Genomic DNA, 19,722 nt, shown 5'->3' with positions numbered 1-19,722 from the left:
CCGTCCGCCCGTGCTACGCGCGTGTGGGCAACCACGCCCCGCGCCGCTCACCCACCCGCGGCACGTCCCTCGGCAGCGCATGCGGCAACGCCCCGTACCAGGCGAAAGCCACCGCGTACCCGAATCCCAGACACAGCACGCCTCCCACCGCGTCCAGCCAGAAGTGGTTGGCGGTCGCCACGATCACCACCAGCGTCAGCGCCGGGTACACCAGTCCCAGCACCCGCACCCACGGCACCGAGGCCAGGGCGAAGATCGTCAGCCCGCACCACACCGACCACCCGATGTGCATCGACGGCATCGCCGCGTACTGGTTGGACATGTTCTTCAGGTCGCCGGACGCCATCGAGCCCCACGTGTCGTGGACCAGCACGGTGTCGACGAAGTTCCCGCCGTTCATCAGCCGGGGCGGGGCGAGCGGGTACAGGTAGTAGCCGACCAGGGCGACGCCCGTCGTCGCGAACAGGACCAGCCGGGTCGCCGCGTAGCGCCCGGGATGACTGCGGTAGAGCCACACCAGGACACCCAGCGTCACCACGAAGTGCAGTGTCGCGTAGTAGTAGTTCATGCCGACGACCAGCCACGTCACCGAGTTCACGGCGTGGTTGACCGACTGCTCGACGGCGATGCCCAGTTGCTGCTCGACGCGCCAGATCCAGTCGGCGTTGCGCAGCGCCTGGGTCCGCTGTTCGGGCACGGCGTTGCGGATCAGGGAGTACGTCCAGTAGCTGATCGCGATCAGCAGGATCTCGAACCACAGCCGGGGCCGGCGCGGTGCGCGGAGACGGCGCAGGAGTCCCTGCCCCGTCCCTTCCGTGACGGGGTGCGGAACGCCTGGTTCCCGGCGTTCCGGAGTCCTCACGGTCACGTCACCCATAGGCATGAAGTCTGCCAGAAAAGCCCTGTCCCACCGATCATCCCCCGGGAGGATCCGGGCCGCATCCGGCCACTACGGGACGGGCGTGACCGGCGTCAGGAACGGCTTCGCTCGCCCGGCGCCGACGCAGTCGAACCGCGCACCACCAGCTCCGGCATGAACACGAACTCGCTGTGCGGCGCGGGCGTCCCGCCGATCTCCTCCAGCAGCGTGCGCACCGCGGCCTGTCCCATCGCCGGCACCGGCTTGCGGACGGTCGTCAGCGGCGGGTCGGTGAAGGCGATCAGCGGCGAGTCGTCGAAGCCGACGACCGAGATGTCCTTGGGCACGTCCAGCCCGCGCTGCCGGGCCGCCCGTATCGCGCCCAGGGCCATCATGTCGCTGGCGCAGACCACGGCCGTGCAGTCGCGCTCGATGAGGGCGGTTGCCGCCGCCTGGCCGCCCTCCAGCGTGTACAGGGAGTGCTGGACGAGTTCCTTGCGCACCGTCTCGGCGTCCAGGTCCAGCTGCTCCTGGACCGTGCGGACGAAGCCCTCGATCTTGCGCTGCACCGGCACGAACCGCTGCGGTCCGAGGGCCAGTCCGATCCGGGTGTGGCCGAGCGAGACCAGGTGCGTGACCGCCAGGCTCATCGCGGCCCGGTCGTCGGGGGAGATGAACGGCGCCTGCACCTTCGACGAGAACCCGTCGACGAGGACGAAGGGCACGCCCTGCGCGCGCAGCCGCTCGTAGCGCTGCATGTCGGCGGTGGTGTCGGCGTGCAGACCGGAGACGTAGATGATGCCGGCGACGCCCCGGTCGACCAGCATCTCGGTCAGCTCGTCCTCGGTGGAGCCGCCCGGGGTCTGGGTGGCGAGCACCGGGGTGTATCCCTGCCGGGTCAGCGCCTGGCCGATGACCTGGGCCAGCGCCGGGAATATGGGGTTCTCCAGCTCCGGGGTGATCAGACCGACCAGGCCCTCGCTGCGCTGCCGCAGCCTGACGGGCCGCTCGTAGCCGAGCACGTCGAGGGCGGCCAGTACGGACTGGCGGGTGGTGGCGGCGACGCCCGGCTTCCCGTTGAGGACGCGGCTGACCGTCGCTTCGCTCACCCCCGCCTGGGCGGCGATGTCGGCAAGCCGTGTGGTCACAGGGGTGGACTGTACCTGTCGGCCGCCCCCTTGCACACCGATCGGGCGCCGTGGGCGGCCTGTTGGACGGCCCGTCGGACGGCCCGGCGCGGGCTGCTGCGTCATCGCGCTCCCTCGAGAAAGTGATGGCAAGAGCTTGCAGAGTCTTGCACAACCCGCCCGGATGCCGCTCGACCCCCGTAACGAACCGCTCTTCCCCCGTAAGCAAGCGTCTCATGACGGTCGCCGGGAGGTCACGCCCGAATAACTTCGGAGATGTCTTGCACTTTTTTGCTGCAAGACCTTTCGCGCCGCTTTCAACGCTGTTACGTTCACGTCGCCCGACGGCGGCAAGGACGCGGTCGGTGTCGGCAGGAGCGGCGGACGGGCCCGCACCCTGCACCACACGGGCTTTCACCCTCAAGGAGAACTCATGCGGCGTGGCATAGCGGCCACCGCTCTGGTGGCGTCCCTCGCCCTCGCGGCGACGGCGTGCGGCGGGGACGGCGACAGCGACAGCGAGTCCGGCGGACCGGTCACCATCACCTACTGGGACACCTCCAACGCGACCAACGAGGCGCCGACCTACAAGGCCCTGGTCAAGGAGTTCGAGGCCGCCAACAAGGGCATCAAGGTCAACTTCGTCAACGTGCCGTTCGACCAGGCGCAGAACAAGTTCGACACCGCCGCCGGTGCCTCGGGCGCCCCGGACGTGCTGCGCACGGACGTCGGCTGGACCGCCGCCTTCGCCAAGAAGGGCTTCTTCCTGCCGCTGGACGGCACCGAGGCCCTCGCCGAGCAGGACGAGTTCCAGCCCAAGCTGATCGAGCAGGCCAAGTACGAGGGCAAGACCTACGGCGTCCCGCTGGTCACCGACACCCTCGCCTTCGTCTACAACAAGGAACTGTTCGAGAAGGCCGGCGTCGAGGTCCCCAAGAACTGGGACGAGCTGAAGAAGGCCGCCGCCACCGTCAAGGACAAGACCGGCGTCGACGGCTACTGGGCCTCCACCGCCGGCTACTACGCGCAGCCGTTCCTGTACGGCGAGGGCACCGACACGGTCGACGTCGAGGCCGAGAAGATCACCGTCAACTCGCCCGAGGCGAAGAAGGCCTACGGCACCTGGCTGAGCCTGTTCGACGGCAAGGGCCTGCACAAGGCCGACACCACCGCCGACGCCTACGCCCACATCCAGGAGGCGTTCGTCAGCGGCAAGGTCGCCTCGATCATCCAGGGCCCGTGGGAGATCACCAACTTCTACAAGGGCTCGGCGTTCAAGGACAAGAACAACCTCGGCATCGCCACCGTCCCGGCCGGCTCCACCGGCAAGGCGGGCGCCCCGACCGGCGGCCACAACCTCTCGGTCTACGCCGGCTCGGACAAGGCGCACCAGGAGGCGGCGCTGAAGTTCGTGAAGTTCATGACCTCGGCGAAGTCCCAGGAGACCGTCGCCCTGAAGAACTCCACGCTGCCGACCCGCGACGACGCCTACACCGCCGAGGTCAAGGCCGACCCGGGCATCGCCGGCTTCCAGACGGTCCTGCCCGCCGCCCAGCCGCGCCCGTCGCTGCCGGAGTACAGCTCCCTGCTGACCCCGCTGGACGACGAGCTGCCGCAGATCGCCGGCGGCAAGAAGTCCCTGGACGAGGGGCTGAGCGACGTCGAGACGGCGATCGCGAAGCTGGTGCCGGACTTCAGCAAGTGAGTCCGGGTGGCCGCCGGGTCCCCACCGGAGGGGAGGGACCCGGCGGCCACCGGCCGTGCGCCGCACCCCCGACCCGCTGACCTTCCCGAAGCTCCCGAAGGTGTCGAACCATGACAGTCGCCATCGACCGCGCGACCGGCAAGCGCCGCGGTGACCGCACCCCGCGGCCCGGCCTCGGCCGGCGTCTGAAAGACGGCTACCAGAAGCACTGGTACGCCTACGCCATGATCGCGCCGGTGGCCGTCGTGATCGGCGTCCTCGTGCTGTACCCGCTGGGCTACGGCCTCTACCTCACCCTCACCGACGCCAACAGCCTCAACACCGCGCGCACGATCGGCGTCAACGAGATCGAGGCCACCTACCAGTTCGTCGGCCTGGACAACTACGCCGACATCCTGTGGGGCCCGACGGCGTACGACCGGTTCTGGTCCCACTTCATCTGGACCATCGTGTGGACGGCGGTCTGCGTCGGCCTGCACTTCTGCATCGGGCTCGGCCTCGCCCTGCTGCTCAACCAGAAGCTGCGCGGGCGCACCTTCTACCGGCTGATCCTGGTCCTGCCGTGGGCCGTGCCCACCTTCGTCACCGTCTTCGGCTGGCGCTTCATGCTCGCCGACCAGGGCATCATCAACTCCGGCCTGGACTGGCTGCACCTGCCCACGCCCGCGTGGCTGGAGGACACCTTCTGGCAGCGGTTCTCCGCGATCATGGTGAACACCTGGTGCGGCGTGCCGTTCATGATGGTCTCGCTCCTCGGCGGCCTGCAGTCCATCGACAACAGCCTCTACGAGGCCGCCGAGATGGACGGCGCGAACGCCTGGCAGCGGTTCCGCTACGTCACCCTGCCCGGCCTCAGGTCGGTCAGCTCCACGGTCGTCCTGCTCGGCGTCATCTGGACCTTCAACCAGTTCGCCGTGATCTTCCTGCTGTTCGGCAACACCGCCCCGGAGGCGCAGATCCTCGTCACCTGGGCGTACCAGCTCGGCTTCGGACAGCAGCCGCGCGACTTCGCGCAGTCCGCGGCCTACGGCATCCTGCTGCTGGCCATCCTGATCGTCTTCACCTCCTTCTACCGCCGCTGGCTGAACCGCAATGAGCAGCAGCTCGCGATCTGAGGCAGGAGCCACCATGAGCACTACGACCGTTCCGGCGTCCGCTCCGGCCGAGCAGGCCGGCACCGCGCCCGCCGATCCGCCGCGCAAGGTGCGCTCCCGCGGCGAGCGCAGCCGCGTCGCCTCCCTGGCCTCGCACGGCATCCTGACCGTGGCGAGCCTCGTCGCCCTCTTCCCGGTCGCCTGGCTGGTCTACCTGTCCCTCGGCCCGGACAAGAACGACTACCTGCACCCCGAGCGCATCTGGTCGAAGATGACCTTCGACAACTACGTCTTCGTGCTCCAGGAGACCAACTTCTTCGACTGGCTGAAGAGCTCGCTGATCGTCTCGCTGGGCACCACGGTCATCGGGGTCATGGTCGCCGCCACCACCGGCTACGCGGTCTCGCGGATGCGCTTCCCGGGCTACCGCAAGCTCATGTGGGTCCTCCTGGTCACCCAGATGTTCCCCATCGCCGTGCTGATCGTGCCGATGTACCAGATCCTGTCGCAGCTCCGGCTCGTCGACAGCTACTTCGGCCTGATCCTCGTCTACTGCTCGACCGCGGTGCCGTACTGCGCGTGGCTGCTCAAGGGCTACTTCGACACCATCCCGTTCGAGATCGACGAGGCCGGACGCGTCGACGGACTGACCCCCTTCGGCACCTTCTTCCGGCTGATCCTGCCGCTGGCCCGGCCGGGCCTGGCGGTGGCCGGCTTCTACAGCTTCATCACGGCCTTCGGCGAGGTCGCCTTCGCCTCGACGTTCATGCTGAGCGACACGAAGTACACCTTCGCCGTCGGACTGCAGAGCTTCATCAGCGAGCACGACGCGCAGCGTCACCTGATGGCGGCCACCGCCGTGCTCGTCGCGATACCCGTCTCCGCGTTCTTCTACCTCGTGCAGAAGAACCTGGTGACCGGCCTCACCGCCGGCGGCACCAAGGGCTGACGCCCGGCCGGGAAAACGTCCGGCCGCGGTGCCATCCGACCCCGCTGCACCGCGGCCGGCCGCCCCCCCATCCATGCCTCGATGACCAGAACTCCGTCTCATCCCAAGGACGACATGAGCCAGCAGCCTTCCGCCGCACCGGCCTCCACCTCCACCCCCACCTCCGCTTCCGCCACCGCGACCGTCGCGCGGCGCCGCGACTGGTGGCGGGACGCGGTGATCTACCAGGTGTACCCGCGCAGCTTCGCCGACAGCAACGGCGACGGCATGGGCGACCTGGAGGGTGTCCGCACCCGCCTGCCGTACCTGCGCGACCTGGGCGTGGACGCCGTGTGGCTCAGCCCCTTCTACGCCTCCCCGCAGGCCGACGCCGGCTACGACGTCGCCGACTACCGGGCCGTCGACCCCATGTTCGGCAACCTGCTGGACGCCGACGCGCTGATCCGCGACGCGCACGCGCTGGGCCTGCGCATCATCGTCGACCTGGTCCCCAACCACTCCTCCGACCAGTACGAGTGGTTCAGGCGCGCCCTGGCCGAGGGCCCCGGCTCCCCGGCCCGCGACCGCTACCACTTCCGCCCCGGCAAGGGCGAGAACGGCGAACTCCCGCCCAACGACTGGGAGTCCATCTTCGGCGGTCCCGCCTGGACCCGGGTCACCGAGCCGGACGGAACGCCGGGGGAGTGGTACCTGCACCTGTTCGCCCCCGAGCAGCCCGACTTCAACTGGGAGCACCCGGCCGTCGGCGACGAGTTCCGCTCCATCCTGCGCTTCTGGCTGGACATGGGCGTGGACGGCTTCCGCATCGACGTCGCGCACGGCATGGTGAAGGCGGAGGGACTGCCCGACCTGGGGGACCACGAGCAGCTGAAGCTGCTGGGCAACGATGTCATGCCGTTCTTCGACCAGGACGGCGTCCACGACATCTACCGCCAGTGGCGGCGCATCCTCGACGAGTACTCGGGTGAGCGCATCTTCGTGGCGGAGGCGTGGACCCCGACCGTCGAGCGTACCGCCAACTACGTCCGCCCCGACGAGCTGCACCAGGCTTTCAACTTCCAGTACCTGGGCACCCACTGGGACGCCGAGGAGCTGCGCACGGTCATCGACCGCACCCTGGACGCCATGCGCCCGGTCGGTGCCCCGGCGACCTGGGTCCTGTCCAACCACGACGTCACCCGCCACGCCACCCGCTTCGCCAACCCGCCCGGCCTGGGCACCCAGATCCGCCTGGCCGGCGACCGCGAACTGGGCCTGCGCAGGGCACGGGCGGCCACCCTCCTCATGCTGGCGCTCCCCGGCTCGGCCTACGTCTACCAGGGCGAGGAGCTGGGCCTCCCGGACGTCGTCGACCTCCCCGACGAGGTGCGCCAGGACCCGGCGTACTTCCGGGGCGCCGGCCAGGACGGCTTCCGCGACGGCTGCCGGGTGCCGATCCCGTGGACCCGCGAGGGCTCCTCGTACGGCTTCGGCGACGGCGGCAGCTGGCTCCCGCAGCCCGCGGGCTGGGGCGAGCTGAGCGTCGAGGCGCAGACCGGCGTCCCCGGCTCGACCCTGGAGCTGTACCGCGCCGCACTGGCGGCCCGCCGCGAGCAGGCCGACCTGGGCGCGGGCGACGCCGTGGAGTGGCTGCGCGCACCCGAGGGCGTCCTCGCCTTCCGGCGCGGGGAGTTCGTGTGCGTCGCCAACACCGGCGGCGAGTCGGTGGCGATGCCGGCGTACGGGCGCCTGCTGCTGGCCAGTGGTGAGGTGACGGAGGTCGACGGCGAGGCGAAGGTGCCGGGCGACACGACGGTGTGGTGGTCGCGGGCCTGACCGCGTGCCTCCGCCGAGGGCCCGCCGTTCCCTTCCGTGGGCGACGGGCCCTCTGTGGACGGAGTGCGTTGTCGCGTCCGCTGCTCGCTCCGCCGGTTCGCTTCAGGCACCTTCTCAGTCACCAGTCCTCGGAGTTGGCGTACTCCCGGAACGCCGCTTGGGTCTTCGGACCGGCGATGCCGTCGATGGCGCCGGTGTAGTAGCCGTATGACTTCAGGGCGCGTTGCAGGGCCGATATCGTGCCGCGTCCGACGATGCCGTCGATGGAGCCGGTATAGCCCCAGTGCTCCTTGAACGCGCGCTGCATCGCCTTCCAGCTTTCCGGGCCGAGCATTCCGTCGATCGCGCCGGTGTACTCCCAGTAGTCCCTCAGCCCGCGCTGCACGTTCTTGGCCTCCGCCGTGTTGAGGCCGAGGTTGACCACCGAGAGCGGGGCCGTGACACTGCGGGCTGATGCGGATTCGGTGGCTGGAGCGGAGGAAGCAAAGCTGGTGCTCGCGGTCGCCACGCTTCCGGCAGTGAGCATGACCACGGTCGTGACACTGAGGAGTGTTCTCGTCAGGCGCATGCGGGTCGTCCTTCCGGCGGGTGGGCCGACCGGACCGGCCGGCTCCACAACGGGACTCCACTCTCAAGGCGAACCGGTGCGCGGGGAACCTCGAACTTTCCAGGGTCGAGCCGGTGGTGGCAACGCGGTCTCTCAGGTCCGTGACGGAGCGTGTTCGGTATTGGCTGCGGCGTGCCCGATCGTGCCAGGACAGCTACGAGTCATCCGAAACTTCTTGCCGCGACTTCGCACCGACCGCTGCCCTTTCGGTCGGTGAACCCTTAACATCTGCGTCACCGCAAGGTTTCTGAAGGTTTCAGCAAGAGTCTTCAAGCGGACCTTCTGGATCCTGCGGCTCCCCACAACGCCTTCGACGAAGAAGGAAACCCGCATGGCACGCAGAGCCCTCACGGGGGCCGTCGCTCTGGTGGCGACCGCCCTTGTCATGACCCCGACGGCCGCGCAGGCCTCCCCGCCCGGCGCCAAGGACGTCACCGCCGTCCTCTTCGAGTGGAACTTCGCCTCCGTGGCCAGGGAGTGCGCGAACACCCTCGGCCCCGCCGGCTACGGCTACGTCCAGGTCTCCCCGCCCGCCGAGCACATACAGGGCGGGCAGTGGTGGACCTCGTACCAGCCGGTCAGCTACAAGATCGCCGGCCGGCTCGGCGACCGGACCGCCTTCAAGAACATGGTGGACACCTGCCACGCGGCCGGTGTGAAGGTCGTCGCCGACGCCGTGGTCAACCACATGTCGGCGGGCAGCGGCACGGGCACCGGCGGCTCCCCGTACGGCAAGTACGACTACCCCGGCGTCTACTCCTCGTACGACTTCGACGACTGCCGCTTTGAGATCAGCGACTACCGGGACCGGTACAACGTCCAGCACTGCGAACTGGTCGGCCTCGCCGACCTCGACACCGGCGAGGACTACGTCCGCGGCAGGATCGCCGGGTACCTGAACGACCTGCTCTCCCTCGGCGTGGACGGTTTCCGCGTCGACGCGGCCAAGCACATCCCGGCGGCCGACCTCGCGAACATCAAGTCCCGGCTGAGCAATCCGGGCGTGTACTGGAAGCACGAGGTCATCCACGGCGCCGGGGAGGCCGTCCAGCCGACCGAGTACACCGGCAGCGGCGACGTGCAGGAGTTCCGGTACGCCTACGACCTCAAGCGCGTCTTCCACAACGAGAACCTCGCCTATCTGAAGAACTACGGCGAGGGCTGGGGTTACCTGAGCAGCGGCGTGGCCGGCGTCTTCGTCGACAACCACGACACCGAGCGCAACGGCTCCACGCTCAGCTACAAGGACAACGCCACCTACACCCTGGCCAACGTCTTCATGCTGGCCTGGCCCTACGGCGCCCCCGACGTCAACTCCGGCTACGAGTGGTCGGACCACGACGCCGGGCCGCCCAACGGCGGTCAGGTGAACGCCTGCTGGCAGGACGGCTGGAAGTGCCAGCACGCCTGGCCGGAGATCAAGTCGATGGTCGCCTTCCGCAACGCCACCCGCGGGCAGGCCGTCACGAACTGGTGGGACAACGGCAACGACGCCATCGCCTTCGGGCGCGGCGACAAGGGCTACGTCGCCATCAACCACGAGCCGGGCGCACTGACCCGCACCTACCAGACCTCGCTGCCGGCGGGCACGTACTGCGACGTCCAGAGCGGCAAACCGGTGACCGTGAACGGCTCCGGCCAGTTCACGGCGACGCTCGGCGCCAACACGGCGCTCGCGCTGTACGCCGGGAAGTCCGCCTGCTGAACGGGCCGACCGCGCGGGGGTCGTGAGAGTTCGTGAAAGTTCTTTCCGTTGCTTTCACGACCCTTGCCGCAAGTCTTGCGTCAGCGCTACCGTCTCGCCGGGGTCGGACCCGATCGAGCCGTCATCGCAAGGAGCTCACGCCGTGATACCGAGAAGGCCGGTGCCTGTCGCGCGCCGCACCGCACGAGCGAGACGGGTCGCGGCCGTCACCGTGACCGCGCTCGCCGCAGCCCTCCTCCCGCCCCTCGCCGCGCGGGCCGACGCCCCGCCCCGGCCGCCTTCGGACGCGAAGCTCGCCAAGGCCGCCGCCCGCCACGACCTCACCCGGGAGCAGTTCTACTTCGTCCTGCCGGACCGCTTCGCCAACGGCGACACCCGCAACGACAGGGGCGGCCTGACCGGCACCCGTCTCACCACCGGCTACGACCCCACCGACAAGGGCTTCTACCAGGGCGGCGACCTCAAGGGCCTCACCCAGAAGCTCGACTACATCAAGGGCCTGGGCACCACCGCCATCTGGATGGCGCCCATCTTCAAGAACCAGCCCGTCCAGGGCACCGGGGACAACGCCTCCGCCGGCTACCACGGGTACTGGATCACCGACTTCACCCAGGTCGACCCGCACTTCGGCACCAACCAGGACCTGAAGAACCTCATCTCCAAGGCGCACGCCAAGGGCATGAAGGTCTTCTTCGACGTCATCACCAACCACACCGCCGACGTCGTCGACTACGAGGAGAAGTCCTACGACTACCTCTCCAAGGGTGCCTTCCCCTATCTGACCAAGGACGGCGAGCCCTTCGACGACGCCGACTACGCGGACGGCGAGCACGGGTTCCCCCGTACGGACTCCGGTTCCTTCCCGCGCACGCCGACCGTCCCGGCCGACAAGCGCCGGCTCAAGGTCCCGTCCTGGCTCAACGACCCCGCGATGTACCACAACCGCGGTGACTCGACCTGGGCCGGCGAGTCGACCACGTACGGCGACTTCTCCGGTCTCGACGACCTGTGGACCGAGCGTCCCGAGGTCGTCCGCGGCATGGAGAAGATCTACCAGCGGTGGGTCGAGGACTTCGACATCGACGGCTTCCGGATCGACACCGTGAAGCACGTCAACATGGAGTTCTGGACCCAGTGGGCCACCGCGCTGGACGCCTATGCGGCGAAGAAGGGCCGGGACGACTTCTTCATGTTCGGCGAGGTCTACTCCGCCGACACCGCCGTCACCTCCCCGTACGTCACCCAGGGCCGCCTGGACTCCACGCTGGACTTCCCCTTCCAGGACGCGGCCCGCGCTTACGCCTCCCAGGGCGGCAGCGCCCAGAAGCTCGCCGCCGTCTTCGGCGACGACTGGAAGTACACGACCGACAAGGCCAACGCCTACGAGCAGGTCACCTTCCTCGGCAACCACGACATGGGCCGCATCGGCACCTTCCTCAAGCAGGACGACCCCGAGGCCACCGACGCGGAGCTGCTGAGGAAGGCCCGGCTCGCCAACGAGCTGATGTTCCTCGGCCGCGGCAACCCGGTGATCTACTACGGCGACGAGCAGGGCTTCACCGGCGCGGGCGGCGACAAGGACGCCCGCCAGCCCATGTTCGCCTCCCGCACCGCCGACTACCTCGACGACGACCAGCTCGGCACCGGCCGCACCCACTCCGAGGACGCCTACGACCCGGACGCACCTCTGTACCGGCAGATCAGCGCCCTCGCGAAGCTCCGCAAGGCCCACCCCGCCCTCGCCGACGGGGTCCAGACCGAGCGCTACGCGGCCGACGGCGCCGGCGTCTACGCCTTCTCCCGCACGGACGCCGAGCGGGGCACCGAGTACCTCGTCGCCTTCAACAACGCCGAGGAGGCGAAGACGGCGACCTTCGCCACCGGCTCCGCGCACATGGCCTTCCAGGGCATCCACGGCACCGACGAGGACGTGAAGTCCGGCGCCGACAGGAAGGTCACGGTCACCGTCCCGGCCGGATCGGCCGTCGTCCTGAAGGCCGCGGGCCGCCTCGCCGAGCCCGCCACCGAGCCCGGCGTCACCCTCAAGGCCCCCGAGCCCGGCGCCACCGGCACCGTCGAGCTGACGGCCGACGTCACCGGCGGACAGCTCAACCGGGTCGTCTTCGCCGCCCAGACCGGCGACGGCAAGTGGCGCACCCTCGGCTCCGCCGACCACGCCCCCTACAAGGTCACCCACACCATCCCCGAGGGCACCCCGGCCGGCACCGCCCTGCGCTACAAGGCCGTCGTGATCGACTCGGCGGGCCGTACGGCGAGCGACACGGCCGCCTCGACGACCGGTATCCCGCCCGTCGAAGCGCCGCCGACCGCCGCCTCCCGCGACTACGCGATCGTTCACTACAAGCGGGAGGACGGGAACTACGACGACTGGGGCCTGTACGCCTGGGGCGACCTCGCCGAGGGCGAGGCCACCGAATGGCCGAAGAGCCACCCCTTCACCGGCCGGGACGCCTACGGTGCCTTCGCCTACGTCAAGCTCAAGCCCGGCGCCTCCGACGTCGGCTTCCTCGTCATCGACGAGGAAGGCAACAAGGACGTCGCCGCCGACCGCGCCATCGACGTCACGCGGACCGGTGAGGTGTGGATCGAGCAGGGCGAGGAGCAGGTCGTCACCGAGCGGCCCGACTACCCCGCCCAGGACACCACCAAGGCCGTCCTGCACTACCACCGCGCCGACGGCGACTACGACGGCTGGGGCCTGCACGTCTGGGGCGGCGCCGCGAACCCCACCGACTGGTCGAAGCCGCTGACGCCGGTCAAGACTGATTCCTATGGCGCGGTCTTCGAAGTACCCCTCACCGAGGGTGCCACCAGCCTCAGCTACATCGTCCACAAGGGCGACGAGAAGGACCTGCCCACCGACCAGGCCCTGGACCTCAGGGCCAAGGGGCACGAGGTGTGGCTGGTGAGCGGCGAGGAGGAGTACCTGCTGCCGCAGCCGGCCGGCTCCGCGGCCGCCGTCGACCTCAGCACCGCCAAGGCGGTCTGGATCGACCGGAACACCGTCGCCTGGAACGGCTCCGCAGGTGCCGCCTCCACGCAGCTGCTGGCCTCCCGCACCGGCGGCATCAAGGCCGAGGACGGCACCCTGACCGCCGACGACGGGACGTGCTGGCTGCGCCTCACCAAGACGGCCCTCACGGACGCGCAGAAGGCCGAGTACCCGCACCTGAAGGAGTACACCGCCTGGTCGGTCGACCCCCGCGACCGCGACCGGGTCCGCGCGGCCCTGCGCGGCCAGGTCGTCGCCTCCCAGCGCGCCGCCAACGGCGCCGTCCTCGCCGCCACCGGCGTGCAGACCGCCGGCGTCCTGGACGACCTCTACGCGGCCGAGGCGACCAAGGCCGGCCTCGGCCCCGTCTTCCGCCACGGCCGCCCCACCCTCTCCGTGTGGGCACCGACCGCACAGGACGTGAAGCTGGAGATGGGTGACCGCACGGTCCGGATGCGGCGCGACGACGACACCGGCGTCTGGTCCGTGCGCGGCCCGCGCTCCTGGAAGGGCAAGTCCTACCGCTACGCCGTGAAGGTGTGGGCGCCCGAGGCCGGGAAGGTCGTCACCAACAAGGTCACCGACCCGTACTCCCTCGCCCTGACCACCGACTCCGAGCGCAGTCTCGTCGTCGACCTGGACGACCGGAAACTCGCCCCGCGCGGCTGGCACGGCTACGACAAGCCCGAGGCCGTGCCGCTCAGGGACGCCCAGATCCAGGAGCTCCACATCCGCGACTTCTCCGTCGCGGACCGCACGGCGGACCCGGACCACCGGGGCACCTACCTCGCCTTCACCGACAAGAAGAGCGACGGCTCGAAGCACCTGCGTGAGCTGGCGGAGGCCGGCACGTCGTACGTGCACCTGCTGCCCGCCTTCGACATCGCCACGATTCCGGAGCGCAAGTCCGACCAGGCCACCGTCGACTGCGACCTCGCCGCGCTCCCCGCGGACTCCGACAAGCAGCAGGAGTGCGTGGCGAAGGCGGCGGCCAAGGACGCCTACAACTGGGGTTACGACCCGTACCACTACACGGTCCCCGAGGGCTCCTACGCCACCGACCCGGACGGCACCGCCCGCACGGTCGAGTTCCGCGAGATGGTCAAGGCGCTCAACGAGGACGGCCTGCGGGTCGTCATGGACGTCGTCTACAACCACACGGCGGCCAGCGGCCAGGCGAAGACCAGCGTCCTGGACCGGATCGTCCCCGGCTACTACCAGCGCCTCCTCGCCGACGGGTCGGTGGCCGACAGCACCTGCTGCGCCAACACCGCCACCGAGAACGCCATGATGGGCAAGCTGGTCGTGGACTCGGTCGTCACCTGGGCCAAGGAGTACAAGGTCGACGGCTTCCGCTTCGACCTCATGGGCCACCACCCGAAGGAGAACATCCTCGCCGTCCGCGAGGCGCTCGACGCGCTGACCCTCGAGAAGGACGGGGTCGACGGCAAGAAGATCATCCTGTACGGCGAGGGCTGGAACTTCGGCGAGGTCGCCGACGACGCCCGCTTCACGCAGGCCACGCAGAAGAACATGGCCGGCACCGGCATCGCCACCTTCTCCGACCGCGCCCGCGACGCCGTGCGCGGCGGCGGCCCCTTCGACGAGGACCCCGGAGTGCAGGGCTTCGCCTCCGGCCTGTTCACCGAGCCCAACGGCTCGAAGGCCAACGGCACCGAGGCCGAGCAGAGGGCCCGTCTCCTGCACTACCAGGACCTCATCAAGGTCGGCCTGACCGGCAACCTCGCCGACTACACCTTCACGGACACCGACGGCGAGGAGGTCAAGGGCTCCGAGGTCGACTACAACGGCGCCCCCGCCGGATACGCCGAGGCCCCGGGCGACGCCCTCGCCTACGCCGACGCCCACGACAACGAGTCCCTGTTCGACGCGCTCGCCTTCAAGCTGCCGACTTCGGTGAGCGCGGACGACCGGGCCCGCATGCAGGTCCTCGCCATGGCCACCGCCGCCCTCTCCCAGGGACCGGCGCTCTCCCAGGCCGGCACCGACCTGCTGCGCTCCAAGTCGCTGGACCGCAACTCCTACGACAGCGGCGACTGGTTCAACGCCGTCCACTGGAACTGCGCCGACGGCAACGGCTTCGGCCGCGGCCTGCCCCCGGCCGCCGACAACCAGGACAAGTGGCCCTACGCCAAGCCCCTGCTCGGCTCGGTGCGGGTCGGCTGCCCGCAGATCACCGGCGCCTCGGCGGCCTACCGCGACCTGTTGAAGATCCGTACCGGCGAGCGGGACTTCTCCCTCGCCACGGCCGAGCAGGTGCAGTCCCGGCTCTCCTTCCCGCTCTCCGGGACGGACGAGACGCCCGGGGTGATCACCATGCGCCTCGGTGACCTGGTGGTCGTCTTCAACGCCACCCCCGAGTCGCAGACACAGCGGATCGAGGCGGCGGCCGGGACCGGCTACCGGCTGCACCGGGTGCAGGCGGCCGGGGCCGATCCGGTCGTCAAGCGGGCGGCCTACGCCGACGGCACGTTCACCGTCCCGGCCCGCACGGTCGCCGTCTTCACCCGGGTGGGCTAGCCGGACCATGCGGTTAGGGTGCTCCTGTCCACCTGAGAACTGGAGCACCCATGCCGCAGATCACCGTCGAGCGTTCCTCCCGCCTGGACGACGTCGACTGGGAGGAGTTCGCCGTCGCCCTGCACCCCTTGGTCGTCGAGACGGTGGCCGCACGGCCGCAGGCGTGCAAGACGCGGGTGCTGCGCACCGAGGAGGACGTCGTCGGCGCCGAGAAGGAGGGGCACGCCGTCGTGAACGTCTCGATCGCGCTGCTGGCCGGACGCTCCGACGAGACCAAGGCGCGGCTCACCGAGGCCGTGGTGGAGCTGCTGCGCAAGCACGTGGAGCCCAGGGACGGGTTCACCCTGCACCTGTCGGCGGAGGTGCGCGACCTCGACCCGTCCTACCGCAAGGCCGAGGTGTGAGCTAGGCGGCCAGCGCGGAGAGCCGGCCGACCAGGTCCCCGAAGGGGCCGTCGGCCGGCTCGTCCGCGACGACGCGGCGCAGCAGGGCGCCCATCTCCTCGTCGTGGGCGGCGCTCACCGCCGTCAGCGCGGCGAAGTCGTGCACGAGCTGGACCTCCAGCTCCGCACGCGGGATGCGGCGCCCGTCCAGCCAGATCAGGGCCGTCGACTCGGCCAGCGAGATCCAGGAGCGCACGACCAGTTCCAGGCGGGCGGGCGGATCGGTGACGCCCAGATGCGAAAGGATCTGGTCGTACGCGGCCTGCCGTACGGAGTCCACGAGCGCGTTCGTCCGCGAGGAACCGACCGCCGGACCGCCGCGCATCAGCGCCGAGAAACCGGGGCCGTGCTCGTCCACGAAGTCGAAGTAGCGGCCCATGACGCGCAGCAGCCGCGCGCCCAGCGGGCCCTCGGACGGCTCCACGAACCGGGCGGCCAGATCGTCCGCGGCCCGCTGCAACGCGGCCTCGTACAGGCTGAGTTTGCCGGGGAAGTAGTGGTAGACCAGCGGGCGCGAGATGCCCGCGGCCGACGCTATCTCGTCGATGGAGACCTCGTCGGGCGAGCGGCGGCTGAACAGATCGAGGGCCACGCCGATCAGCTGCTGCCGCCGTTCCTCGACGCCCATTCTGCGGCGTACCCCGGTAGTCATACGAACACCTTACCGATCGAATTCAGCCTTCGAACGGCCCGGATCGGACACGGGTGTTCCGTGGTGGTCCGTACCGGTGGGGTTACCGCAGGCCGCTGATCGTCCGGCCGCTGTCCAGAGTGCCCTTCAGCTCGGCCTGCGCGCCCTGCTCGCCCTTCGCCGTCAGCAGGTTCCCGTCGGCGGAGTCGCTGATGCCGCCCGTCGCCTCGACCGACCGCGTGTCGCGGTCGCCGGCGGCGAGCAGGTACCAGTGCCCGCCCTCCGACTTCCACAGCACCCCGGCCAGCACGTGCGGGTCGCGCTCGCCGCACGCCGGCACGTCCTGCGCCTTCGCGGCCACCGCGCCCTGGGCCCCGCCCGGTGTGCGGAACTGGGCCAGGACCCTGGCCCCCTCGCCCCGCCAGGTCTCCGCGCGGGTGCACACCCAGTCCCCCGAGCCGCTGGCGTCGGGCAGCGGCTGCGCGGCGAACTGCCAGGCGTTCACCGACCGCACGCCCTGTCCGCGCACCGCGCCGAGCGAGCACGCGTACGGCGCCCAGTCGGCCCGTGCCCCGGCCCCCGAGACGTCCTTCGCGGCACCGGGGCGGCCGGTGGTGAGGCGGGCCGGGACCAGCTCGCCGAGGTCGGTCGCCAGCCGGGTGCCGGAGCCGTCGGTCAGCTCCAGCACGTTCCAGGACGTACACGCACCGGACTGCTGCCGCACCGGGCTGGCCAGCGGCGAGGTCACCCCGTCGGTCAGCGTCAGGGCGCGGGCGCCGGCGTCCGGGTCGGTGAGGTCGCGCACGGCGGCCTTCGTCACCCAGGGCGCCGTCAGGTAGCGGACGTTGCCGTCGGCCCGGCCCAGGACCACCGCGGTGGCCTCGGCGCGGCCGGCGCCGTCGGTGCGCGCGAAGTCCAGGGCGGCGCCCGCCGTGCCGTCCTTCGGCTCGGCGTACCGGGCGAGGCGCAGGCCGTCGTGCAGGATCACCACGCGCGCGTTGTCGACGGTCCCGGCGTACAGCAGCTGGGGCGGGCCGGCGGGGCCGCCGGTCGGGGTGCCGGGCGTCGCCGAGACGCCCACGCTCTCGCCGGGCCGCGCCCACACGGCGAGGGCCCGGCGCAGCAGTCCCTCGTCGCCGGTGAGGTCGCCGCGCGCCGGCCACACCGAGAAGTCGGTGCGCGCGGAGGTCTCCCAGGCTGCCGGGGCGGCCTTCGTCAGCTCGCCGGGGTCCAGGGCCGCCTCGGCCGCCGGGTTCTGCGCGTACGACGGGGCGGCGGCGCCTTCCGGCCCCCAGCCGTCGCCGGGCATGCCCAGCAGCGTCCCGCACACCACCAGGGCCGCCCCGGCGACCAGGGCGGCCCGCGTGTGCTGGCGGCGGCGCATCAGGTCGGTCGGCCGGGCCTGCAGCGAGCAGGGGTCGAACTCGGGGGAGGTGAGCAGCGCGTACTGCGCGGGCACCTCGTCGGCCTCCCGCAGCGCGGCGTCCGCGTCGGCGACCCCGGCGGCTTCGAGCAGCTGCCGCACGTCCGGGTCGGGGAGCTGCTCCAGGCCCCGCAGCACGTAGGCCGCACGTCCGGGCGCGGAGAGGGCGGACAGCCGCTGGTCCAGGGCGAGTTCGTCGGCCCCGCCGGAGCGCGGGAAGAGCTTGAGGCCCCGCACCTGGGGCAGCAGGGGCGGCAGCTGGGCCCGCTTGGGCCACGCACGCCGCTTGAGCGGCTGGCCGGCCTCCAGGGCCGTACGGACCACGCGGAGGCGGACCAGCGCGTACCCGGGGTCCACCTCGCGGCCGGTCGACTGGGCCGGGATCGCGGGCGTCGTCGTGCGGTTCCGGGGCAGGGCGCGCTGGGTGAGGGAGTGCGCGGACAGGACGCGGCGGCCCCGGCCCAGGCCCGGCGGCAGCACCAGGTAGGCGATCCGGGCCAGGCGCGGATAGTGCTCGACGAGCGCGGCCTCGGCCTGCTCGACGTCGACGACCGGGTCGGCCGGGGAGGCGGAGGACGGTGCGGGGCGCGGGGCGACATCCTGTGACTGCACGTTCAGCAGAACGAGCGAATCGGTGGATGGTCACCATGCCCAGGTCAGTCCTGGCCGGGTCAGTCCCGCCCGGTCAGTCCTCGGGTTCCACCAGCGCCCGCGCGTAGGCGGCCATCGAGCGCTGGTAGCGCGGCAGGTGGGGCGCGAGCGCGCCCAGGGCCAGCGACAGCCCTTCCCGGTCGCGGCCCATGCTCGACAGGCACAGGGCGAGCGTGGCGCGCACGGCGTCGTCCAACTCGTCCGACGGGGCGAGCAGTTCCGGTGACAGCAGCTTGACGCCCTCCTCCGGCTCGCCGACGTTCCGCAGCGAGCTGGAGAGCTGGATCTTCGCCCGGCGGCCCTTGTAGGCGCTGACCTCGCCCAGACCGCGCGCCAGCGCCTCGCGGTACAGCGGCACGGCCCGGTCCGAGTGGCCGGTGGAGTCCCAGGCGCAGGCCCGCTCGAACAGGCCGAGGGGACTGTCCGCCGGCAACTCGTCGGCGAGGGCGTCGATCACCGCGCGGAAGTCGGCGGCACCGTCCTCGGCGTAGTCGTCGATCGTCGCCCACGCGGCGGTCACACGGTCTTCCCAGTCCTGGTCCACGGCGCCACTCTCGCACGGGCGCACTCGGAAGGACACCGGGGATGCTGAATGGTTCGCGCCCGGCGGCCGTATCGATGGCGAGAGCCCCTCGCCGGGGCTGCGTGCGGCATGTCGCCGGAACGGACCGGAGGAACAGATGAGGCTGACCCGACCGATGCTCGCGCTGGCCGGAGCGGCGGCGGCACTGGCGCTGACCGGCTGCGGCTCTGACGGGGACGGCGAGGCGGCCGTGCCCGAGACCGCGACCGGCAGCCTGGAGCACCTGGCCGCCGAGGCGAAGTGCGAGCCCGACATGCAGACGGACGCCGACACCATCCGCCAGGCCCTCTGCGGGAAGGGCGACGAGAAGTACGTCCTCGCCACCTTCGCCACCGACCGCGGCCAGCGCGAGTGGATCAACACGGCCAAGGACTACGGCGGCTACTACCTCGTCGGCCGCAAGTGGGTCGCCGTCGGCCACGAGGACGTCGTGGCGGACCTGCGCGGCCGGCTCGGCGGCGTCCTGGAGCAGGGCACCCGGCACGGCGGCGGCAGTCACCCGGCGGGGCACGGCGGACACGGCGGCTGACCTCGGACCGGGACGCGCGAGGGGCCGGTGACGGGTCGTCCGTCACC

At 70.8% G+C, this 19,722-nt stretch carries 14 protein-coding genes; 8 read left to right on the top strand and 6 right to left on the bottom strand.

Features of this window, described 5'->3' with window-relative positions; genetic code table 11:
• Positions 1-13 precede the first annotated feature (13 nt).
• Both ACFW47_RS01345 and ACFW47_RS01340 read right to left on the bottom strand, forming a co-directional pair.
• Positions 14-877: a phosphatase PAP2 family protein gene (locus tag ACFW47_RS01345; protein ID WP_386279390.1), complete on the bottom strand. Its 864-nt coding sequence runs from the start codon at positions 875-877 to the stop codon at positions 14-16.
• 95 nt (positions 878-972) lie between these two features.
• Positions 973-2,007 (bottom strand): LacI family DNA-binding transcriptional regulator, encoded by a 1,035-nt coding sequence (locus ACFW47_RS01340; protein WP_386279392.1) that lies wholly within the window; start codon positions 2,005-2,007, stop codon positions 973-975.
• 412 nt (positions 2,008-2,419) lie between these two features.
• Between ACFW47_RS01340 and ACFW47_RS01335 the strand changes: the two genes are divergently transcribed.
• The 4 genes from ACFW47_RS01335 (at position 2,420) to ACFW47_RS01320 (ending at position 7,549) form a co-directional block, all read left to right on the top strand.
• On the top strand, positions 2,420-3,691 hold the full coding sequence (locus ACFW47_RS01335; RefSeq protein WP_386304293.1) for an extracellular solute-binding protein: 1,272 nt from the start codon (positions 2,420-2,422) through the stop codon (positions 3,689-3,691).
• A 110-nt stretch (positions 3,692-3,801) separates the two neighbouring features.
• On the top strand, positions 3,802-4,806 hold the full coding sequence (locus ACFW47_RS01330; RefSeq protein WP_386304291.1) for a carbohydrate ABC transporter permease: 1,005 nt from the start codon (positions 3,802-3,804) through the stop codon (positions 4,804-4,806).
• Between the two features lie 13 nt (positions 4,807-4,819).
• A complete protein-coding gene (locus ACFW47_RS01325; RefSeq protein WP_386279398.1) occupies positions 4,820-5,734 on the top strand; it encodes a sugar ABC transporter permease in 915 nt (304 codons plus the stop codon).
• A 114-nt stretch (positions 5,735-5,848) separates the two neighbouring features.
• Entirely contained in the window at positions 5,849-7,549 is a 1,701-nt protein-coding gene (locus ACFW47_RS01320; RefSeq protein WP_386279400.1) for a glycoside hydrolase family 13 protein, read from the top strand.
• A gap of 118 nt (positions 7,550-7,667) precedes the next feature.
• Here the strand turns inward: ACFW47_RS01320 and ACFW47_RS01315 are convergent, their stop codons facing one another.
• Positions 7,668-8,117 carry a peptidoglycan-binding protein gene (locus ACFW47_RS01315; protein ID WP_386279402.1) on the bottom strand — a complete coding sequence of 150 codons (450 nt, stop codon included), beginning with the start codon at positions 8,115-8,117 and terminating at the stop codon, positions 7,668-7,670.
• Between the two features lie 370 nt (positions 8,118-8,487).
• On the opposite strand from ACFW47_RS01315, the gene ACFW47_RS01310 reads away from it, so the two are divergent.
• The 3 genes from ACFW47_RS01310 to ACFW47_RS01300 all read left to right on the top strand — a co-directional run bounded on the left by ACFW47_RS01310 (position 8,488) and on the right by ACFW47_RS01300 (position 15,819).
• Positions 8,488-9,861 carry an alpha-amylase family protein gene (locus ACFW47_RS01310; RefSeq protein ID WP_386304288.1) on the top strand — a complete coding sequence of 458 codons (1,374 nt, stop codon included), beginning with the start codon at positions 8,488-8,490 and terminating at the stop codon, positions 9,859-9,861.
• Between the two features lie 142 nt (positions 9,862-10,003).
• Positions 10,004-15,415, top strand: a complete 5,412-nt coding sequence (pulA, locus tag ACFW47_RS01305) for a pullulanase-type alpha-1,6-glucosidase (RefSeq protein WP_386304287.1) — start codon at positions 10,004-10,006, stop codon at positions 15,413-15,415.
• Positions 15,416-15,465: 50 nt separating this feature from the next.
• The gene (locus tag ACFW47_RS01300) at positions 15,466-15,819 is read left to right on the top strand and encodes a 5-carboxymethyl-2-hydroxymuconate Delta-isomerase (RefSeq protein WP_386279408.1); all 354 of its coding nucleotides are present in this window, start codon (positions 15,466-15,468) and stop codon (positions 15,817-15,819) included.
• A gap of 1 nt (position 15,820) precedes the next feature.
• Here the strand turns inward: ACFW47_RS01300 and ACFW47_RS01295 are convergent, their stop codons facing one another.
• The 3 genes from ACFW47_RS01295 to ACFW47_RS01285 form a co-directional block, all read right to left on the bottom strand.
• The gene (locus ACFW47_RS01295; protein ID WP_386279410.1) at positions 15,821-16,510 is read right to left on the bottom strand and encodes a TetR/AcrR family transcriptional regulator; all 690 of its coding nucleotides are present in this window, start codon (positions 16,508-16,510) and stop codon (positions 15,821-15,823) included.
• 82 nt (positions 16,511-16,592) lie between these two features.
• Entirely contained in the window at positions 16,593-18,524 is a 1,932-nt protein-coding gene (locus ACFW47_RS01290; RefSeq protein ID WP_386304286.1) for a hypothetical protein, read from the bottom strand.
• A gap of 73 nt (positions 18,525-18,597) precedes the next feature.
• Positions 18,598-19,107 (bottom strand): tetratricopeptide repeat protein, encoded by a 510-nt coding sequence (locus ACFW47_RS01285; protein WP_386279414.1) that lies wholly within the window; start codon positions 19,105-19,107, stop codon positions 18,598-18,600.
• Positions 19,108-19,243: 136 nt separating this feature from the next.
• On the opposite strand from ACFW47_RS01285, the gene ACFW47_RS01280 reads away from it, so the two are divergent.
• A complete protein-coding gene (locus ACFW47_RS01280; RefSeq protein WP_386279416.1) occupies positions 19,244-19,675 on the top strand; it encodes a hypothetical protein in 432 nt (143 codons plus the stop codon).
• Positions 19,676-19,722: the final 47 nt, after the last annotated feature.

The sequence above is a fragment of the Streptomyces sp. NPDC058796 genome (genome assembly GCF_042745235.1).
Classification (GTDB): domain Bacteria; phylum Actinomycetota; class Actinomycetes; order Streptomycetales; family Streptomycetaceae; genus Streptomyces.
Note: the sequence above shows the minus strand (reverse complement) of the source record. Positions and strands in the feature narration are given on the sequence as shown.

Bases quoted from the DNA above. Each gene is read 5' to 3' on its own strand.
- ACFW47_RS01345 (WP_386279390.1), bottom strand. From the start codon at position 877: ATGGGTGACGTGACCGTGAGGACTCCGGAACGCCGGGAACCAGGCGTT.
- ACFW47_RS01335 (WP_386304293.1), top strand. From the start codon at position 2,420: ATGCGGCGTGGCATAGCGGCCACCGCTCTGGTGGCGTCCCTCGCCCTC.
- ACFW47_RS01330 (WP_386304291.1), top strand. From the start codon at position 3,802: ATGACAGTCGCCATCGACCGCGCGACCGGCAAGCGCCGCGGTGACCGC.
- ACFW47_RS01325 (WP_386279398.1), top strand. From the start codon at position 4,820: ATGAGCACTACGACCGTTCCGGCGTCCGCTCCGGCCGAGCAGGCCGGC.
- ACFW47_RS01320 (WP_386279400.1), top strand. From the start codon at position 5,849: ATGAGCCAGCAGCCTTCCGCCGCACCGGCCTCCACCTCCACCCCCACC.
- ACFW47_RS01315 (WP_386279402.1), bottom strand. From the start codon at position 8,117: ATGCGCCTGACGAGAACACTCCTCAGTGTCACGACCGTGGTCATGCTC.
- ACFW47_RS01310 (WP_386304288.1), top strand. From the start codon at position 8,488: ATGGCACGCAGAGCCCTCACGGGGGCCGTCGCTCTGGTGGCGACCGCC.
- ACFW47_RS01300 (WP_386279408.1), top strand. From the start codon at position 15,466: ATGCCGCAGATCACCGTCGAGCGTTCCTCCCGCCTGGACGACGTCGAC.
- ACFW47_RS01295 (WP_386279410.1), bottom strand. From the start codon at position 16,510: ATGACTACCGGGGTACGCCGCAGAATGGGCGTCGAGGAACGGCGGCAG.
- ACFW47_RS01280 (WP_386279416.1), top strand. From the start codon at position 19,244: ATGAGGCTGACCCGACCGATGCTCGCGCTGGCCGGAGCGGCGGCGGCA.